Origin of the sequence: Variovorax sp. PMC12, from assembly GCF_003019815.1 — a bacterium.
GTDB lineage: Bacteria > Pseudomonadota > Gammaproteobacteria > Burkholderiales > Burkholderiaceae_C > Variovorax.
In genome coordinates this window covers 5,446,059-5,462,435 of the sequence record NZ_CP027773.1, presented here as the reverse complement: position 1 = coordinate 5,462,435, position 16,377 = coordinate 5,446,059, and the positions used below count along the sequence as shown (strand labels likewise).

18 protein-coding genes and 1 tRNA gene are annotated in these 16,377 nt (G+C 67.1%); 4 read left to right on the top strand and 15 right to left on the bottom strand.

Going from position 1 to position 16,377, the window contains the following annotated elements; translation table 11 throughout:
• Nucleotides 1–4: 4 nt before the first annotated feature.
• From C4F17_RS25645 to flgB, 13 genes are all read right to left on the bottom strand, one after another.
• The gene (locus C4F17_RS25645) at nucleotides 5–1,738 is read right to left on the bottom strand and encodes a methyl-accepting chemotaxis protein (protein ID WP_081265896.1); all 1,734 of its coding nucleotides are present in this window, start codon (nucleotides 1,736–1,738) and stop codon (nucleotides 5–7) included.
• Nucleotides 1,739–1,745: 7 nt separating this feature from the next.
• Complete coding sequence (locus C4F17_RS25640) at nucleotides 1,746–2,030, bottom strand: hypothetical protein (RefSeq protein WP_106937712.1); 285 nt, start codon at nucleotides 2,028–2,030, stop codon at nucleotides 1,746–1,748.
• A 7-nt stretch (nucleotides 2,031–2,037) separates the two neighbouring features.
• Nucleotides 2,038–3,603 (bottom strand): methyl-accepting chemotaxis protein, encoded by a 1,566-nt coding sequence (locus C4F17_RS25635; RefSeq protein ID WP_106937114.1) that lies wholly within the window; start codon nucleotides 3,601–3,603, stop codon nucleotides 2,038–2,040.
• A 58-nt stretch (nucleotides 3,604–3,661) separates the two neighbouring features.
• Nucleotides 3,662–4,177 (bottom strand): chemotaxis protein CheW, encoded by a 516-nt coding sequence (locus C4F17_RS25630; protein WP_234382378.1) that lies wholly within the window; start codon nucleotides 4,175–4,177, stop codon nucleotides 3,662–3,664.
• Between the two features lie 85 nt (nucleotides 4,178–4,262).
• Entirely contained in the window at nucleotides 4,263–5,279 is a 1,017-nt protein-coding gene (gene flgJ, locus C4F17_RS25625; RefSeq protein ID WP_234382376.1) for a flagellar assembly peptidoglycan hydrolase FlgJ, read from the bottom strand.
• A 10-nt stretch (nucleotides 5,280–5,289) separates the two neighbouring features.
• Nucleotides 5,290–6,387 carry a flagellar basal body P-ring protein FlgI gene (locus tag C4F17_RS25620; RefSeq protein ID WP_106937113.1) on the bottom strand — a complete coding sequence of 366 codons (1,098 nt, stop codon included), beginning with the start codon at nucleotides 6,385–6,387 and terminating at the stop codon, nucleotides 5,290–5,292.
• 119 nt (nucleotides 6,388–6,506) lie between these two features.
• Nucleotides 6,507–7,214: a flagellar basal body L-ring protein FlgH gene (locus C4F17_RS25615; RefSeq protein ID WP_106937112.1), complete on the bottom strand. Its 708-nt coding sequence runs from the start codon at nucleotides 7,212–7,214 to the stop codon at nucleotides 6,507–6,509.
• Nucleotides 7,214–7,996, bottom strand: a complete 783-nt coding sequence (gene flgG, locus C4F17_RS25610) for a flagellar basal-body rod protein FlgG (protein WP_081265900.1) — start codon at nucleotides 7,994–7,996, stop codon at nucleotides 7,214–7,216. The genes C4F17_RS25615 and flgG overlap by 1 nt, the downstream gene beginning before the upstream one ends.
• 67 nt (nucleotides 7,997–8,063) lie before the next feature.
• A complete protein-coding gene (locus C4F17_RS25605) occupies nucleotides 8,064–8,810 on the bottom strand; it encodes a flagellar basal body rod protein FlgF (RefSeq protein WP_106937111.1) in 747 nt (248 codons plus the stop codon).
• Between the two features lie 49 nt (nucleotides 8,811–8,859).
• The gene (gene flgE, locus C4F17_RS25600; protein WP_081265902.1) at nucleotides 8,860–10,080 is read right to left on the bottom strand and encodes a flagellar hook protein FlgE; all 1,221 of its coding nucleotides are present in this window, start codon (nucleotides 10,078–10,080) and stop codon (nucleotides 8,860–8,862) included.
• Between the two features lie 59 nt (nucleotides 10,081–10,139).
• A complete protein-coding gene (locus C4F17_RS25595; protein ID WP_081265903.1) occupies nucleotides 10,140–10,820 on the bottom strand; it encodes a flagellar hook assembly protein FlgD in 681 nt (226 codons plus the stop codon).
• A gap of 22 nt (nucleotides 10,821–10,842) precedes the next feature.
• A complete protein-coding gene (gene flgC, locus C4F17_RS25590; protein WP_081265904.1) occupies nucleotides 10,843–11,259 on the bottom strand; it encodes a flagellar basal body rod protein FlgC in 417 nt (138 codons plus the stop codon).
• Between the two features lie 3 nt (nucleotides 11,260–11,262).
• Entirely contained in the window at nucleotides 11,263–11,670 is a 408-nt protein-coding gene (gene flgB, locus C4F17_RS25585; protein WP_081266019.1) for a flagellar basal body rod protein FlgB, read from the bottom strand.
• A 220-nt stretch (nucleotides 11,671–11,890) separates the two neighbouring features.
• On the opposite strand from flgB, the gene flgA reads away from it, so the two are divergent.
• From flgA to C4F17_RS25565, 4 genes are all read left to right on the top strand, one after another.
• On the top strand, nucleotides 11,891–12,607 hold the full coding sequence (flgA, locus tag C4F17_RS25580; protein WP_081265905.1) for a flagellar basal body P-ring formation chaperone FlgA: 717 nt from the start codon (nucleotides 11,891–11,893) through the stop codon (nucleotides 12,605–12,607).
• 90 nt (nucleotides 12,608–12,697) lie between these two features.
• A complete protein-coding gene (flgM, locus tag C4F17_RS25575) occupies nucleotides 12,698–13,006 on the top strand; it encodes a flagellar biosynthesis anti-sigma factor FlgM (protein ID WP_081265906.1) in 309 nt (102 codons plus the stop codon).
• Nucleotides 13,003–13,467: a flagella synthesis protein FlgN gene (locus C4F17_RS25570; RefSeq protein WP_081265907.1), complete on the top strand. Its 465-nt coding sequence runs from the start codon at nucleotides 13,003–13,005 to the stop codon at nucleotides 13,465–13,467. Before flgM ends, C4F17_RS25570 begins: the two co-directional genes overlap by 4 nt.
• 47 nt (nucleotides 13,468–13,514) lie before the next feature.
• Nucleotides 13,515–14,333 (top strand): winged helix-turn-helix domain-containing protein, encoded by an 819-nt coding sequence (locus tag C4F17_RS25565; RefSeq protein ID WP_159053718.1) that lies wholly within the window; start codon nucleotides 13,515–13,517, stop codon nucleotides 14,331–14,333.
• Between the two features lie 551 nt (nucleotides 14,334–14,884).
• Here C4F17_RS25565 and C4F17_RS25560 read toward each other — a convergent pair.
• Nucleotides 14,885–14,974: transfer RNA gene (locus tag C4F17_RS25560), tRNA-Ser, on the bottom strand.
• A 58-nt stretch (nucleotides 14,975–15,032) separates the two neighbouring features.
• Entirely contained in the window at nucleotides 15,033–16,364 is a 1,332-nt protein-coding gene (gene serS, locus C4F17_RS25555) for a serine--tRNA ligase (RefSeq protein WP_106937109.1), read from the bottom strand.
• Nucleotides 16,365–16,377 lie beyond the last annotated feature (13 nt).

Genomic DNA, 16,377 nt, shown 5'->3' with positions numbered 1-16,377 from the left:
CGTGTCAAAACTCGGTCCAATCGCCTTTGGGGTCGCCGGCCATCGCCAACTGCGGCGCCGGAGCGGCGGCCGGCGCACGGCGTGCGGGCAGCGCCTTGGCAGGCTGCTTCGCCAACGGCCGCGCGGGTTTCGCGGGCCGGGGGATGGGGGTGATGCGGGTGAAGCCGGGGCGCACGGTGGCGACGGCATTGGCATCGATCTTGAAGATGCTCACGGTCTGCACGAGGCTGCCGGCCTGCTCCTGCAGCGACTGGGCGGCGGCCGAGGCCTCTTCCACCAGCGCGGCGTTCTGCTGCGTCACCTGGTCCATCTGCGTGATGGCCTGGTTGATCTGTTCGATGCCGGAGGTCTGCTCTTGGCTCGCTGCGGTGATCTCGCCCATGATGTCCGTCACACGCTTCACGCTGCCGACGATTTCTTCCATCGTGCGGCCCGCCTCGGCAACCTGCTTGCTGCCTTCCTCGACCTTCTCCACGGAATCGCCGATCAGCGTCTTGATTTCCTTGGCTGCCGCTGCCGAGCGCTGCGCGAGGCTGCGCACTTCCGATGCCACCACCGCGAAGCCGCGGCCCTGCTCTCCGGCCCGGGCGGCTTCCACAGCCGCATTCAGCGCCAGGATGTTGGTCTGGAACGCGATGCCGTCGATCACGCCGATGATGTCCACGATCTTCTTGGAAGAAGCGTCGATGGAGCCCATCGTGCCGACCACCTGCGACACGACGCTTCCGCCCTTCACCGCCACTTCGGAGGCCGAAACCGCCAGCTGGTTCGCCTGGCGCGCGTTGTCGGCGTTCTGCTTCACCGTGCTCGTGAGCTGTTCCATCGAGGCAGCGGTCTGCTCCAGCGAGCTGGCCTGCTGCTCCGTGCGCGACGACAGGTCCTGGTTGCCGGAAGCGATCTGGCTGGACGCCGTGGCGATCGTGTCCGTTCCCATGCGCACGTCCCGCACGATGCGAATCAGGCTTTCGTTCATCGCCTTCAGCGCGGCCATCAGCCGACCGGTCTCGTCTTTCGAGTGCACTTCGATGCGCGAAGTGATGTCGCCCGCGGCCACCTTCTCGGCCACCTGCACGGCCTCGCCGATCGGACGCGTGATCGATCGCGTGGTGAACCATGCGATGGCCGCGCCGAACAGTATGGCGAAGCCGCCCAGCGCGAGCATCAGGTTGCGCGACCATGCATAGCCTTCGGCGGCTTCCCGGTTGGCGGCTTGGGCCTGCCTGCTTTCGGTGGCGTCCATGGCATCGAGTTCGGCCAGCACGCCCCGCACGGCCGGCTGGAACTTCGTGATGAAGACCTGCGTCGCTTCCTCGTTCTTGTTCTGCAGCGCCAGCTCGGACAGCTGGGAATTCAGCGGCAGGAGCAGCGCAGCCTTCTCGTCGGCCCTGGCCAGCAGGGCCTTGCCTTCCGGCCCGGTCAGCGTCTTCTCCAAGGTCTTGTGGGCTTCCGTGTAGCGTTCGCGGGCGCTGGCGATCTTCTTCGACTCCTCGCGCATGGCGGCTTCTTCGGTCAGCAGGATCAGGTTGCCGTCGAGGATGGCGATCTCGCGGACGGCGTCCGACATCGTGTTGACCGCGGCCATCCTGACGTTGTTGCCCTCGACGATGCCTTCGAGCCGCGACTGCACGTCGCCCATGGCCTGGAGCCCGAGGCCGATGGCCCCGGCCAGCATCAGCAGAACGGCGGCAAAGCCGGCACCCAGGCGGGTGCCGATCCGTAGATTGAGAAATGAGCGCATGGGTGTTTCAGGAATCTCTTGCGTTGACGTTTTGAAGAACCCGGTCCAGCCTTTTGGCGGTCTTCAGCGCGTTATGGCTGGAACGGTGGAAGGAGCGCGCGATGAACCACGCAATGACAATTCCGGCAAGCAGCGATGCGGCGCCCATCGCCAGCATCGCGCTGCGGGCCCACGCCAGGCCGGCGCCGGCCTGGAAACCGACGCCGAGCGCCGCCGCAAGCAACAGGAAGAACACGGCAATGCCGGCGCCCAGGCGCAGGGCGAACTTCGGAGAAAGGCGGGCATGGGACAACACCTCGTCAAACCGCCACGGCAACGGCCTCGTCGGCGTCGATCTTGAAGGTGCTCACAGCCCTGACGAGGTTGTCGGCCTGTTCCTGCAGCGACTGGGCGGCGGCCGAGGCCTGCTCGACCAGCGCGGCGTTCTGCTGCGTGACCTGGTCCATCTGCGTGATGGCCTGGTTGATCTGCTCGATGCCCGAGGTCTGCTCCTGGCTCGCTGCCGTGATCTCGCCCATGATGTCGGTCACGCGGCGCACGCTGCCGACGATCTCTTCCATCGTGCGGCCGGCTTCGCTGACTTGCTTGCTGCCTTCCTCGACCTTCTCCACGGAGTCGCCGATGAGGGTCTTGATTTCCTTGGCCGCCGATGCCGAGCGCTGCGCGAGGTTGCGCACTTCGGAAGCCACCACGGCAAAGCCCTTGCCCTGCTCGCCGGCGCGTGCGGCCTCCACCGCCGCATTCAACGCGAGGATGTTGGTCTGGAAGGCGATGCCGTCGATCACGCCGATGATGTCGACGATCTTCTTGGACGACGCATTGATCGAGCCCATGGTGTCGACCACTTGAGAGACGACGCTGCCGCCCTTCACCGCCACCTCGGAGGCCGACACGGCCAGCTGGTTGGCTTGCCGTGCGTTGTCCGCGTTCTGCTTCACCGTGGAGGTCAGCTCTTCCATCGAGGCGGCCGTCTGCTCCAGCGAACTGGCCTGCTGTTCGGTGCGCGACGACAGGTCTTCGTTGCCCGCCGCGATCTGCCGGGACGCCACGGCAATCGCGTCGGTCGACGCCTTGATGCGCGTCACCAGGTCGGTCAGCGTGTCTTCCATGTCGCCCATGCCGCGCAGCAGCCGGCCAAAGTCGCCGCCGCGATCGGTCTCGAATTCCTGGCTCAGGTCGCCGGACGCCACGGTCTCGGCGATGAGCAGCGCCTCGCCGATCGGCTGCACGATGCCGCGCGTCAGCAGCCATGCAATGACCGAACCCAGCGCCAGGGCAAGCGCCGCCAGCACGACGAGGTAGACGCGGCCCGACTGGTACCGGGCTTCGATGTCGCTGGCCGTGCTGTCGATCTGCTGCTGCTGCAGCGCGGCCATCGCGCGGATGCTGGCATCGTAGGTTTCGAGCACGGGCAGCAGCTGAGTGTCGGTGAGCTTCGCGGCCTCTTCCGGCTGGCCGTCGGCCTTCAGCTTGAGCAGCTTGTTGCGCAGCTCGACGTAGTCGCCGCGCTTTTTCTTGATGTCGGCGCTCAGCGCCAGCTCCGCGGGGGACACCAGCATGTCCTCGAGCTTCTTCTGTGTCTCGGAGATTCCGGCGCTGGTGACGGTGATGCCTTTTTTCAGGTAGTCCTGCACCGTGGCGTCGGTGCTCTTGAGCAGCGAGATGGTGCGCACGCCGTTGGAGGTGGTGCCCAAGTGCCAGGCCGAGGCCAGGCGCTCCTTCACCAGCGACTGCCGGGCCAGTTCCTTCGTGGCCTCGCCCACGGCCTGCAGGCGCAGCACGCCCAGGCCGGCGATCAGCACCACCAGCGCGAGCACGACCGCGAATCCGGCGCCCAGGCGCCGGCTCGTATTCCAATTCTTCATGTGGCTTGTCTCCTCTCGGACCCTCTGGTGTCTTCTTTATGCGGTGCCCGGAGAAAGCTCAGGCCGCCATCTTCTCGATGAGGCCCATTTCCTGGCTCGACATGAGCCGGTCGATGTCCACCAGGATCAGCATCCGCTCTTCCAGCGTGCCCAGCCCGATCAGGTAGTCCGCGTCCAGCACCGAACCCATCTCCGGCGCCGGCTTGATCTGCTCGGCCGACAGCGTGATCACGTCCGACACGCTGTCCACCACCATCCCCACCACGCGACCGCCGATGTTCAGCACGATCACCACCGTGAACTGGTCGTACGTCGGGTCGCCCAGCTTGAACTTGATGCGCATGTCGATGATCGGGACGATGATCCCGCGCAGGTTCACCACCCCCTTGATGTACTCCGGCGCGTTCGCGATCCGCGTCACCGCGTCGTAGCCGCGCAGCTCCTGCACCTTCTGGATGTCGATCCCGTATTCCTCTTCGCCCAGCTTGAACGTCACCACCTCCAGGCGGCCCGCGCCTGTGGAAGCGCCGGGCTGCTGCTGTTGCCGTTGCTGGATGCTTGCGATCTCTGCCATGGGAATTCCTGTGTATTCCAGTGTTGGGGAAAGGCTTGCCGCGCGTGCGGCGGCCGTTACCGGGCAAGGCTGCGCCGCGTGGGGCTCAGCCGAATTTCTGCATGATGCGAACCAGCTTCTCGCCGTACTTCGGATCGGTGGCGTAGCCCGCGCGCTGCAGGCCGTGCGCGGCTTCGTGCGGGTCGTCGGTGGCCAGCACGTTCGCGTAGCGCGGGTTGCGCGTGATGAAGCGCGCGTAGTCGGTGAAGGCTTCGTCGTACGACGCGTAGGCGCGGAACTTGGCGCGCACCTTCTGCGGCTCGCCGTCGACGTATTCGGTGGTGGTGGTCTCGACCGTCGGGCCCTTCCAGCTGCGGTCGGCCTTGATGCCGAACAGGTTGAAGCTCTGCGTGCCGTCGTCCGCGCGGATCTCGCGCTTGCCCCAGCCCGACTCCAGCGCGGCCTGCGCCAGGATCAACGGCGCGGGCACGCCGCTGGCCGTGCTGGCCACCTGCGCGGAAGCGCCCATGCGGCCCACGAACTCGTCGACCTGGCCCTGCAGCGAAGCATTCGCTGCCGGCGCACGGCGCTCGCCGCTGTACTGGTACACGCCCAGGTCGGCCGCCGTGGAGACACGTCCGGTGGGCGCGGAGCCGATGGGAATGCCCGCGCGCGGAGACAACGGCAGGCCGCTGGCGCGAGGCTCGAGCAGCATCGGCCGGATGCCGATCTCGGCGTCGGCCTCTGCATCGGGCGGGCCCGAGGGCAAGGTGCGGCGCAGTTGCTCGAGCATGGCCTCGGCCAGCCCCACGCCGCGCCCCGAGAGGTTCTGCGCGAGCTGCTGGTCGAACATCGACTGGTAGACCTTCTGGCTCTGGCTGTCGAGCATGCCGCTGGAAGGCGTGGCTTCGCGCATGCTCTTGAGCACCATGTTCATGAACATGGCTTCGAACTGGCGAGAGACCTGCTGCAGCCCCTCTTCCGGCGACGCGCGCACGGTGCGGCGCAGCGCATCGACGCCCTGCACGTCCAGCGCAAAGCGCTGGTCGAGCGCGCCGGCGCGGCTGGCCACGTCGGAGGTGTTCCATGCGCCCGCGCCGGCGCCCATGTTCGAGACGGTCATGCGTGCGGCCTCAGATGATTTCCAGCTCGGCGCTCAGCGCGCCGGCCGATTTCATGGCCTGCAGGATCGACACCAGGTCCTGCGGATTCGCGCCCAGGGCATTGAGCCCCTTGACCACGTCCGACAGCGAGGCACCGCCGCGCACCATCTGCATGGCGCCGCCGCCCTGGTTCACTGAAATCTGCGAGGTCTGCGCCGCCACCGTGGTGCCGCCCGAGAGCGCACCCGGCTGGCTGATGACGGGCTCGGTGTTGATGACCACCGACAGGTTGCCGTGCGCGATGGCACAGTCCTTCACCCGCACCGCCTGGTTCATGACCACCGAGCCAGTGCGCGCATTGACCACCACGCGCGCGCCGGCCTGCGTCGGCGTCACTTCGAGATCTTCGAGCTTCGCGAGGAAACCCACGCGCTGCTGCGGCTCGGGCGCCCGCACGCGGATCACGCGCGCGTCGATCGCCTCGGCCGAGCCCGCGCCGAACTGCCGGTTGATGGCATCGACCGCGCGCTGCGTGGTGCCGAAGTCGGAGCGGTTGAGTTCGAGCGTGAACGTGCCTTCGCCCCCCACCGGCGCCTCGACCGTGCGCTCGACCAGCGCACCGCCCGGAATGCGGCCCGAGCTCAGCTGGTTGACCTGCACCTTGCTGCCATTGGCCGACGCTCCCGCGCCGCCGACCACCATGTTGCCTTGCGCCACCGCATAGGTCGCGCCGTCGACGCCCTTCAGCGGCGTCATCAGCAGCGTGCCGCCGCGCAGGCTCTTCGCATTGCCCATGGACGACACCGTCACGTCGATGTTCTGCCCCGCCCGCGCGAACGAAGGCAGCGTGGCCGTCACCATGACGGCTGCCACGTTCTTCAGCTGCATGTTCACGCCCTGCGGAATCGTGATGCCCAGCTGCTGCAGCATGTTGTTCAGGCTCTGCGTCGTGAACGGCGTCTGCATCGTCTGGTCGCCCGTACCGTCCAGGCCCACCATGAGCCCATAGCCGATCAACGGGTTGTCCCGCACCCCCTGGATGCTCGCCAGCTCCTTGAGGCGCTCCGCATGCGCGGGCGCAAACCCGAAGACACCCAGCGCCACCACCACCGCCGAGGCGATGCGCAAGCGAGCCAGAAAGTTCGTGAGATGCCGCGGAACCGGCTTTGCCGGGCCGCAGGCATCGCCCCCTGCAAGGGGGAAGGAGAAGCGACACGAAGTGCGCGAAGCCTGGGGGTTTTTCATAGTCAAAATGGCATGACGTTGAGGAAGATGCGCTGCATCCAACCCATGGTCTGGGCCTCGTCGATGTAGCCCTTGGCCGAGTACTCGATGCGTGCGTCGGCCACCAGCGTCGAAGGCACGGTGTTGTTGCCCGACACGGTGCGCGGATTCACCACGCCAGAGAAGCGGATGAACTCCGTGCCCTGGTTGATGCCCATCTGCTTCTCGCCGCTCACCAGCAGGTTGCCGTTGCCCATCACGTCCACCACCGTGACCGTGATCACGCCGCTGAAGGTGTTGTTGGCGTTGGCGCCGCCCTTGGCGGTGAGCGAGTTGGTGCCGCTGAGCTTGGTGTCCTGCCCGTCGAGCAGGCCGCCGATGAGTTTCGGAATCGCCGCGAACACGCTCGTGGTGCTGCCCGCGCGGCTGGCGTTCGCGCCCGAGTTCTTGGTGGCATTGACCTTCTCGTTGATCACGATGGTCAGGATGTCGCCGATGTTGCGCGGGCGCCGGTCCTCGAACAGCGCGTTGGCGCCCGGACCGTCCTGGAAGATCGCGCCGGGCGAGCGCCGCGGCTGCAGCTGCGCATAGCTCTCGGCGCGCGCCGTCATCGGCTGGTGCACCAGCGGCTCGCGCGGCAACTGCGCGCAGCCCGCGGCCAGCGCGGCGACGAGCATCGCCACCAGCACCCTGGCGGCGCCGCCCCGACGAAGAAGACGCGCACCCTGCATCACAGCTGGGCCAGGCGCTGCAGCATCTGGTCCGAAGTCTGGACCGCCTTGCTGTTGATTTCGTACGAACGCTGGGTGGCGATCATGTTGACCAGCTCTTCCACCACGTTCACGTTCGAAGCCTCCACGTAACCCTGGCTCAGCGTGCCCGCGCCGTCGACGCCGGGGTTCACCTGGTTGGGCGCGCCCGAGGCGTCGGTTTCGGCATACAGGTTCTCGCCACGGCTTTCCAGGCCCGTCGGGTTGACGAAGGTCGCGAGCTGCAGCTGGCCGATCTGCACGGTGTTCGTGCTGCCTGCCTGTACCACCGACACGATGCCGTCGCGGCCCACCGTGATGCTGGTGGCGTTGGCCGGGATGGTGATGGCGGGCTGCACCGGGAAGCCGCTGGCGGTCACGAGCTGGCCGTCGCGGTCTTTCTGGAACGAGCCGTCGCGCGTGTACGAGGTGGTGCCGTCGGGCATCAGCACCTGGAAGAAGCCGCCGCCGCTGATGGCCACGTCGGTCGGCTTGTCGGTCTTGGTGAGGTTGCCTTGCGAGTGGATGCGCTCGGTGGCGACCACGTGCACGCCGGTGCCGACCTGCAGGCCCGAAGGCAGGCGGGTCTGGTCGGACGACTGGGCGCCGCTCTGGCGCAGGTTCTGGTAGACCAGGTCTTCGAACACGGCGCGGCTGCGTTTGAAGCCGGTGGTGCCGACGTTGGCCAGGTTGTTCGACACGACGTCGAGCTGCGTCTGCTGCGCATCGAGGCCGGTCTTGGCGATGTAGAGGGAACGAATCATTTCTTGAAAATCCTGCGTGTGTTGCGTGCGGGCCGCGTGATGGCCGGGATGCGGTGCCTGCGGCCGATCAGCCGTAGGCCAGCAGCTTGTTGGCCGCCTGCGCGTTGGTGTCGGCGGTCTGCAGCGACTTCATCTGCATCTCGAAGCTGCGTGCATTGGCGAGCATGGCGACCATGGCCTCGACCGGGTTCACGTTGCTGCCCTCGACCGCGCCGGTGACGACAGTGACGGCCTCGTCGGCCTGGGCCGGCGGCAGGCCTTCGCGCATGCGGAAGAGCCCGTCGTCGCCGCGCACGAGGTCGGTGGTGGGCGGGTTGACCAGCTTCAGGCGGCCCACCTCGGCAATGCCGGTGAGCGTGCCCGAGGCGGGGTCGCGCGCGCCGACCAGGCCGTTGGGCGCGATGGCCACGGCCGAGCCGGGCGGCACGGTCATGGCGCCGTTGTCGCCCATCACGGCGCGTCCGCCCATGGTGGTGATCTGGCCGTCGGCGCCGATCTGCAGGTTGCCCACGCGGGTGTAGGCCTCGCCGCCGTCGGGCGTCTGCACCACCAGCCAGCCCTGGCCGCTGACGGCCAAGTCGAGCGCGCGGCCGGTTTCGGTGAGCGGGCCGTGCGTGAAATCCGCACCGGGCGTGGTCGCGGCCACGAAGGCCCGCGTGGGCGCCTCCTGGCCGACCACGGGCACCGCGCGGAAGTTGGCGATCTGCGCGCGGAAGCCCGGCGTAGAGACGTTCGCCATGTTGTTGGCCACGGTGGCCTGCTGATCCATGGCCTGCTTGGCGCCGCTCATCGCGACATACAACATTCGATCCACTGGGTGCTCCTGGTGCCGGTCGTTCGGTGGTGGTGGTCGGGGTGCCGCGTCAGCGGATGTTCATCAGCGTCTGCATGACCTGGTCCTGCGTCTTCACGGTCTGCGCGTTGGCCTGGTAGTTGCGCTGCGCGACGATGAGGTTGACGAGTTCGGAGGTCAGGTCGACGTTGGACGACTCCAGTGCGCCCGACTTCAGCGAGCCGAGCTTGGTGCCCTCGCCGGGCGTGCCGGTGAGCGCGTTGCCCGAAGCCAGCGTCTCGCCCCACACGTTGTTGCCCTTGGGCTCCAGGCCGTTCGGGTTGGCGAAGGACGACAGCACGACCTGGCCCAGCAGCTTGGTCTGCTCGTTGGAGAACTTGCCGGTGATGGTGCCGTCGGGGTTGATGGAGAACGAGGTCAGTTCGCCCGAACGGTAGCCGTCCTGGCTCAGCTTGCTCATGCCGTTGGCGGCGCCGAACTGGGTGGTGCCCGACAGGTCAATCGACGCGGTCAGCGGTGCCGCGCCGTTGGTGAAGGTGATGGCGCCGGTGCTCAGCTTGCCGCCGGCCGGCGCGGTCATCACGCCCTTGCTGTCGAACGTGAGCGTGGTGAGCGCGGCGCCCGCGTTCAGCGGCGCGCCGTCGGCGGTGCCGTACACGTTCCAGGTGTTGGCCGGCGTGGCGCTCTTCACGAAGTACACGGACAGGTCATGCGGATTGCCGAGCGAGTCGTACACCGGGCCGAGGGCGTTCGAGTAGTTGAACGTGCCGGAGTCGGCCGGGTTGAACGGCGTCTTGGCGGGTACGCCGAGGCGCGCGTCGAGGTTGAACTCGGCATTGACGTTGCCGGTGGCGCTGGGGGTCATCGACGCGGTCGGGATCTGGATGGCCGACGGCGTGCCGCCGTTGATGCCGCCGCTGGCGTTCACGCCGTAGCCCGTCAGGCGCAGGCCGGATGCATTGACGATGTAGCCGTCCTTGTCGCGGGTGAACTGGCCGTTGCGCGAATACGCGACCTCGCCGGTGGCGCTGCTCAGGCGGAAGAAGCCGTCGCCGTTCAGGATGGCCACGTCCAGCGGACGGCTGCTCGACTGCGTCACGCCCTGCGTGAAGTTCTGCACCACGCCCGACACCGAGGCACCGAGGCCGACGCGCGAGCCGGCATACACGTCCTGGAAGGTGGCGGCGGCGGACTTGTAGCCCACGGTGCCCGAGTTGGCGATGTTGTTGCCGATGACGTCGAGGTTGGCCGCGGCCACGCCGAGTCCGCTGATGCCCTGGGAAAAGCTCATGATGGTTCCTTACTTCAATGCGTTCAGTGCTGCGATGGATGAGAGAGGAGGCACGCGCCTCACAGGAACAGGCGCACGTCGGACAGGCCGATGCTGGCGCCCGAGCCCAGTTCGAGCGTGACGCCGCCGGCGCCCTGCTTGACGGCCGCCACCTGCGAGAAGGTGAGCGCGGTGGAGGTCACGGCGGAGGTGCCGTTCTTGGCATCGACGGTGAAGCGGTAGGCGCCTTCGGCGACCGCGTTTCCGGCCTCGTCCTTGCCGTCCCAGGTGACGGCGTTGACGCCTTCCTTCATGGGGCCGGCGTCGAGGGTACGAACCACGTTGCCCTTGTCGTCGAGGATCTTGATCGTGACGTCCGCGGCGGTGCCCGGCAGCTGCACGCCGAAGGCCTGCGTGGCGGGGTCCTTGCCCTCTTCGGGCTTCTTGGTGGTGAGCACGTCGCCCGGCGACAGCACGTTGTAGCCGATGAGGGAGGTCGCCTGCAGCAGCTGGTTGGCGCCGGTCTGGTTCACCAGGCCCGAGAGCGTGGTGTTGAGCTTTTCGATGCCGGTCACGGTGCTCATCTGCGCGAGCTGCGAGGTGAGCTCGGCGTTCTGCATCGGGTTGAGCGGGTCCTGGTTGTTGAGCTGCGTGACCAGCAGCTTGAGGAAGCGCTGCTCGTTGTCCTGGCTGGAGACGGTGTTGCCGGTCGCGGTCGATGCGTTCTGACCGGAGATGGAAGATGTGTCGGAGATGGCCATGGCGTGGTGGGTATGAGGGGGTTTACTGGCCGATGGTCAGCGTCTTGACCATCAGCGTCTTGGCCGTGTTGAGCACTTCGACGTTGGCCTGGTAGCTGCGCGAGGCCGAGATCATGTTGGTCATCTCTTCGACCACGTTGACGTTGGGCATCGCGACGTAGCCTTCGCCGTTGGCATGCGGGCTCTTGGGGTCGAACACCATCCTGGGCGGCGACGGGTCTTCGATCACGCCCGACACCTTCACGCCGCCGATGTCCTGGTGGCCCGAAGGCGCGACCTCGAACACCACCTGCCTGGCGCGGTAGGGCATGCCGTCGGGGCCGGCCACGCTCTCGGCGTTGGCCAGGTTGCTCGCGGTCACGTTCATGCGCTGCGATTGCGCGGTCATGGCCGAGCCCGCCACGTTGAAGATGTTCATGGAACTGCTTGGGAACGGCATGGCTTACTGCTGCGCCGCGGAGAGCAGCGACTTGATCTTGGCGTTGATGACGGTGAGGTTGGACTCGTAGCGCAGCGCGTTGTCGGCGAAGGCGATGCGCTCGACGTCCATCTCGACGGTGTTGCCGTCCAGGCTCGACTGGTTGGGCGTGCGGTAGAGCAGGTCTTTGTCGGGCATGGCCTGCGCCTGGCCCGCGAGATGGCGCGCCGAGGTGGTGGCCAGCGACATCGACTGCGACGCGCGGCCGCGCTCGACGGCTTCGCTCAGGCGGCTGCCGAAGTCGAAGTCGCGCGCCTTGTAGTTGGGCGTGTCGGCATGCGCGATATTGGCCGCGAGCACCTCCTGGCGCTCGGCCCGGAGGTTGAGGGCTTCGCGATTGAAGCGAAGCGCCGCATCCAGCTTGTCGATCATCTTTTTTCCATCCGTTGTGGCGTCGCCGATGCACGAGGCGCAGCGACAGATGGAAAGCGAGTCTATGCATGCATCGCGTTTGCAATCGTCCGAACAAAGGGGGTTTTCGCCTGCTGCTCGCACCTTCGATCCGGCACCGGATTTCTAGAATTGCCCGGCGTCGGCGTGTCTGCGTCGACTCCGGCGCCACCTGTTTTTTTGCCCTTTCCTCACGCTGCCGATGAACCTCCTACAGCTCCGGACCCGCCTGCTGCGCACCGTGCTGCCGACACTGCTGGCGATGGCCGCGTGCATGGCTCCCGCGTGGGCTTCTTCGGCACCCGCGGCCGATGCCGCCGGCACGGCCATCCAGAAATACCTGCAGGTGCAGACCGCCGGCCTGCCGGGCAAGGTCACGATCAGCCTGGAAGGCCGCGGCACCGAGGCGCTGCCGCCCTGCGAGGCGCCCGAGGCCTTCCTGCCGCCGGGCGCCACGCCGTGGGGCCGGGTGTCGGTCGGCGTGCGCTGCCAGACGGAGCGGCCCTGGACGCGCTTCGTGCAGGCGCACGTGTCGGTGGAAGGCAGCTATTTCGTGGCCGCGCGCGCCATCGAGACCGGCCGCCCGCTGGGCGCGGGCGACGTCACCGAGCGCACCGGCGACCTCACGCGGCTGCCGCGCTCCGTCATCACCAGCGCGGCCGAACTGGTCGGGGTGGTGGCGGCCAACCGCATCGGCCCGGGCGCGCCGCTGCGCAAGGAATCGGTGCGCGGGGTGACGGTCATCCAGCAGGGCCAGGCGGTGAAGCTGGTGGCCCAGGGCGAAGGATTCGTGGTCAGCACCGAGGGCAAGGCCCTGAGCGGGGCGAGGGTCGGCGCGGTGGTGCAGGCCAAGACCCGGGAGGGCCGGCTGGTCAGCGGCGTGGCGGACGAGGAGGGGCAGATCCAGCTCGCGCAGTAGCCGCTGGCGCCCGTTTCAACCTTCGTGCACGCAATTCCTAAAGTTCTTGCCAGGGCTGCCGATATACCGGTCAGCCCCTGAGGAATCACCTTGAAAATCGATCAACCCGCCCCTTCGGCCACGCCCCTCCATCGCTCGCCCGCCACGGGCGCGGCCCCGATGACCGGCGCCGACGCGCCCGAGCGCACCAAGGAAGCCAAGGAAGCTGCGCGGCAGGCCTCCGCGCACGTCCATGCGCTGCCCGCGGCCACGGATGGCAGCGATTTCGACGCGGCCCGCGTGGCGGCGATCCGCGAGGACATCCGCGCGGGCCGCTACCAGGTGCGCCCGGAGCGCATCGCCGACGGCCTGCTGGCCAGCGTGCGCGACCTGCTCGACGGCAAGAAGGACGGCCAATGAACGACGCCCAGGCTCTGCTGGCCAGGCTGCGCACGGAAGCGGCCTGCATCGGGGAATTCCTGGCCGTGCTGGACCGGGAGGCCAAGGCCATGTCGGCCGGCGTTTTCACCGATCTCGCGGCCATCGCCAGCGAGAAGACCCGCCTGCTCGACCGCATGGCCGAGCTCGACCGCGAGCGCGAAGCCATGCAGGCGGCCATGGGCTACGAGCCGGGCCGCGCGGGCGCGGACGCCGCTGCGGCGGGCGGCGGCCCCGAACTGCAACAGGCCTGGGCCGAGCTGCTGGTGCTGGCGGTGCAGGCGCGCAGCCACAACCTGCGCAACGGCTCGATGGTGTACGCGCACCTCGATTTCACCCAGCAGGCGCTGCACTTCCTGCAGGCCAGCGCACAGCTCTTCTACGGCCCGGACGGCATCCGCAAGACGCAATCCGGCGGCGGAAGCCGCCTGGCAGTGGGTTGAGCGGCACCGCCGCCGCCCTGCCCTCCAAACCGCATCGAACTATGGACATGAACAACGCTCAAGGCTCGCGCCACGTGGCCATGGTGGGCTGCGACAAGGCCCAGGCGAAGGCCTGGGGCCAGCGCCTGCAGCAGATCGGCTGCACATCGGCGCCATTCGACTCCAGCGCCGATTTCCTGAGCGCCGTGACCAACGGCGCGCCATTCGACCTGCTGCTGGTCGTGCTCAAGGACGAAGGCGCCTGGCCGGTGCTCACCGCCATGTGCAAGGCGCTGCGCATTCCCATCTTCCTGGTGGTCAATGCACTGCAGCGCGACCTGCTGAACGAGGTGCTGGCGGTGACCGGTAACGATTCCCCCGGTGCCGGCATCGACTTCGCGGTGCTGCCGGTCGACGATTTCGAGGTGGAACTGCGCGTGCGCGAGGCGCTGCGCCGCAATGAAACCCTGCTGCACCCACTTTCGGTGAGCGCGCTGTTCGGCAGCTACCACTTCCTCGGCAGCCGCAAGGTGGTGGTGCACCACGGCAGCGAGATCCGGCTGAAGCCGCGCGAGTTCGAACTGGCGCTGCTGCTGTTCCGCAACGCGGGGCGGCTGCTGGAGCGTGAATGGCTGCTGGCCTCGCTGTGGGTCGATTCGCGGATCGAACGCAAAAGCCGCGTGCTCGACTGCTGCGTGGCGAACATCCGCCGCAAGCTGTCGCTGCACAAGGAAAGCGAGTTCGTCCTGCACTCGGTCTATGGACGGGGGTATGAGCTGCGGCACGTGCCGGGATCGGCAGGGTTGCCGGCCATGGCCGACAGCGGCTTTCCGGACACCTCCAACGAGCCCACCTGGCTAGAGGAAACAGAGCGCGCCCGGGCGTAAGCGCGGGGCCTGAAAAGGCGTCCTTGGGTTTTCCCCGCCGACTGGGGACAACTTTGGGGAAAACCAAGGGGATTGCGCGCGGAATCGTTGCCTGGCGTGGCCTGCAACACGGTGCCTGCGAAATGGGCAGCGTGGAAAACTTCGACGTTCGGGCCGGGAAACGGCGCTTTTCCTACACCCGATGAGCGCCGTCTTGAGCGCGGCTCAGCCATTCTTCGAGAAAATATTTCACCCGTGAGCGCACGCGTTCAGGGTCATGTCGGTTCGAAGAAATAGTTCTCCGAAGGCAGGCGCTCAATGCCGGGCCATGTGCCGCAAGGGCTTTCTGACAGCCGGCCGAACGAGCGACATGCGCCCTCGGCCATACAAAGGAAATGACGACCTCCAGCCTCGAGGAACCGCCGTGAAGGCGGGTGCCGAAGCGACCTCTACCAACGCCAAAAGACCGTCCTCTGCAGTATCGGCGGGGAAACTTAAGCCGACCTGAATCTGAAAGCGGCTTTTCCCTGGGATGGAACAGGCAAAAAAATAGCCCCTTGCGGGGCCATTCTTGGAGGAGAGGGAGGGATTCGAACCCTCGGTACTATCGCTAGTACGCCTGATTTCGAGTCAGGTACATTCGACCACTCTGCCACCTCTCCGGTGCTGTCGAGCCTCTGATTATAGCGGAGAAATTTCCGCTATTTGAAGCCCTGCGCCTCAGGCGCGCAAAACTTCGGCGCCGCCGATGTACGGCCGCAACGCGGCCGGCACGTTGATCGAGCCGTCTTCGTTCTGATGGTTCTCCAACACGGCCACCAGCGCGCGTCCCACGGCAAGGCCGGAGCCGTTGAGCGTGTGCACGAGTTCGTTCTTGCCCTGCGCGTTCTTGAAGCGGGCCTGCAGGCGCCGTGCCTGGAAGGCTTCGCAGTTGGAGACCGAACTGATCTCGCGGTAGGTGTCCTGCGCCGGCAGCCAAACCTCGAGGTCGTAGGTCTTGGTGGAGCCGAAGCCCATGTCACCCGTGCACAACAGCACCACACGGTACGGCAGCTCCAAGGCCTGCAGCACGGCTTCGGCGTGCCCCGTCATCTCTTCGAGCGCGTCGTAGCTCTTTTCTGGGTGCACGATCTGCACCATCTCGACCTTGTCGAACTGGTGCTGGCGGATCATGCCGCGCGTGTCGCGGCCGGCGCTGCCGGCTTCGGAGCGGAAGCACGGCGTGTGGGCCGTGACCTTGATCGGCAGTTGCGACTCGGCCACCACCTCGTCGCGCACGAAGTTGGTCAGCGGCACTTCGCTGGTGGGAATGAGGTACAGCGCCGAATGGTCGGGCGCCGGCTCGCCGTCCTGGCCGCCCTTCTTCGCGGCGAACAGGTCGCCCTCGAACTTGGGCAACTGGCCGGTGCCGCTGAGCGTGGCGGCATTGACGATGTAGGGCACGTAGCACTCGGTGTAGCCGTGCTTCTCGGTCTGCATGTCGAGCATGAACTGCGCAAGCGCGCGGTGCAGGCGGGCGATCGGGCCCTTCATCACGGTGAAGCGCGAGCCCGCGAGCTTGGCGCCCATCTCGAAATCGAGGCCCAGCGGCGCACCCAGGTCGACATGGTCTCTGGCGGCAAAGCCCAGCGGCTTGGCGTTGGCGCCGGCGCCGCCCTGCGGGGCCCAGCGGCGCATTTCGACGTTGCCGCTCTCGTCTTCGCCCAGCGGCACGCTGGCGTGCGGCAGGTTGGGCACGGCGAGCAGCAGGGCCTGCAGCTCGGGCTGGATTTCTTCGAGGCGTCTGGACTGCGATTCCTGCTCGGCCTTGAGCGCGTTGACTTCGGCCATCAGCGCATCCACCGACTCGCCCTTGGCCTTGAGCGGGCCGATCTGCTTGTTCAGCGAATTGCGGCGCGCCTGGATTTCCTCGGTGCGGGTTTGCAGCGTCTTGCGCTCGGCCTCGAGCGTGGTGAACGCCGACACGTCGAGGTAAGGCTGGTTTTTCTTGCGTTTTTCAAGGCCGGCCACGGCGGAGGCCAGGTCTTTGCGGAGCAGGGTGATGTCGAGCATCGGTCGATTTTAG

Bases quoted from the DNA above. Each gene is read 5' to 3' on its own strand.
- C4F17_RS25635 (WP_106937114.1), bottom strand. From the start codon at position 3,603: ATGAAGAATTGGAATACGAGCCGGCGCCTGGGCGCCGGATTCGCGGTC.
- flgA (WP_081265905.1), top strand. From the start codon at position 11,891: ATGAACCTCCTACAGCTCCGGACCCGCCTGCTGCGCACCGTGCTGCCG.
- C4F17_RS25570 (WP_081265907.1), top strand. From the start codon at position 13,003: ATGAACGACGCCCAGGCTCTGCTGGCCAGGCTGCGCACGGAAGCGGCC.
- flgG (WP_081265900.1), bottom strand. From the start codon at position 7,996: ATGATTCGTTCCCTCTACATCGCCAAGACCGGCCTCGATGCGCAGCAG.
- C4F17_RS25630 (WP_234382378.1), bottom strand. From the start codon at position 4,177: ATGGCAGAGATCGCAAGCATCCAGCAACGGCAACAGCAGCAGCCCGGC.
- flgB (WP_081266019.1), bottom strand. From the start codon at position 11,670: ATGATCGACAAGCTGGATGCGGCGCTTCGCTTCAATCGCGAAGCCCTC.
- flgC (WP_081265904.1), bottom strand. From the start codon at position 11,259: ATGCCGTTCCCAAGCAGTTCCATGAACATCTTCAACGTGGCGGGCTCG.
- C4F17_RS25595 (WP_081265903.1), bottom strand. From the start codon at position 10,820: ATGGCCATCTCCGACACATCTTCCATCTCCGGTCAGAACGCATCGACC.
- flgJ (WP_234382376.1), bottom strand. From the start codon at position 5,279: ATGACCGTCTCGAACATGGGCGCCGGCGCGGGCGCATGGAACACCTCC.
- C4F17_RS25615 (WP_106937112.1), bottom strand. From the start codon at position 7,214: ATGCAGGGTGCGCGTCTTCTTCGTCGGGGCGGCGCCGCCAGGGTGCTG.
- flgE (WP_081265902.1), bottom strand. From the start codon at position 10,080: ATGAGCTTTTCCCAGGGCATCAGCGGACTCGGCGTGGCCGCGGCCAAC.
- C4F17_RS25645 (WP_081265896.1), bottom strand. From the start codon at position 1,738: ATGCGCTCATTTCTCAATCTACGGATCGGCACCCGCCTGGGTGCCGGC.
- serS (WP_106937109.1), bottom strand. From the start codon at position 16,364: ATGCTCGACATCACCCTGCTCCGCAAAGACCTGGCCTCCGCCGTGGCC.
- C4F17_RS25565 (WP_159053718.1), top strand. From the start codon at position 13,515: ATGAACAACGCTCAAGGCTCGCGCCACGTGGCCATGGTGGGCTGCGAC.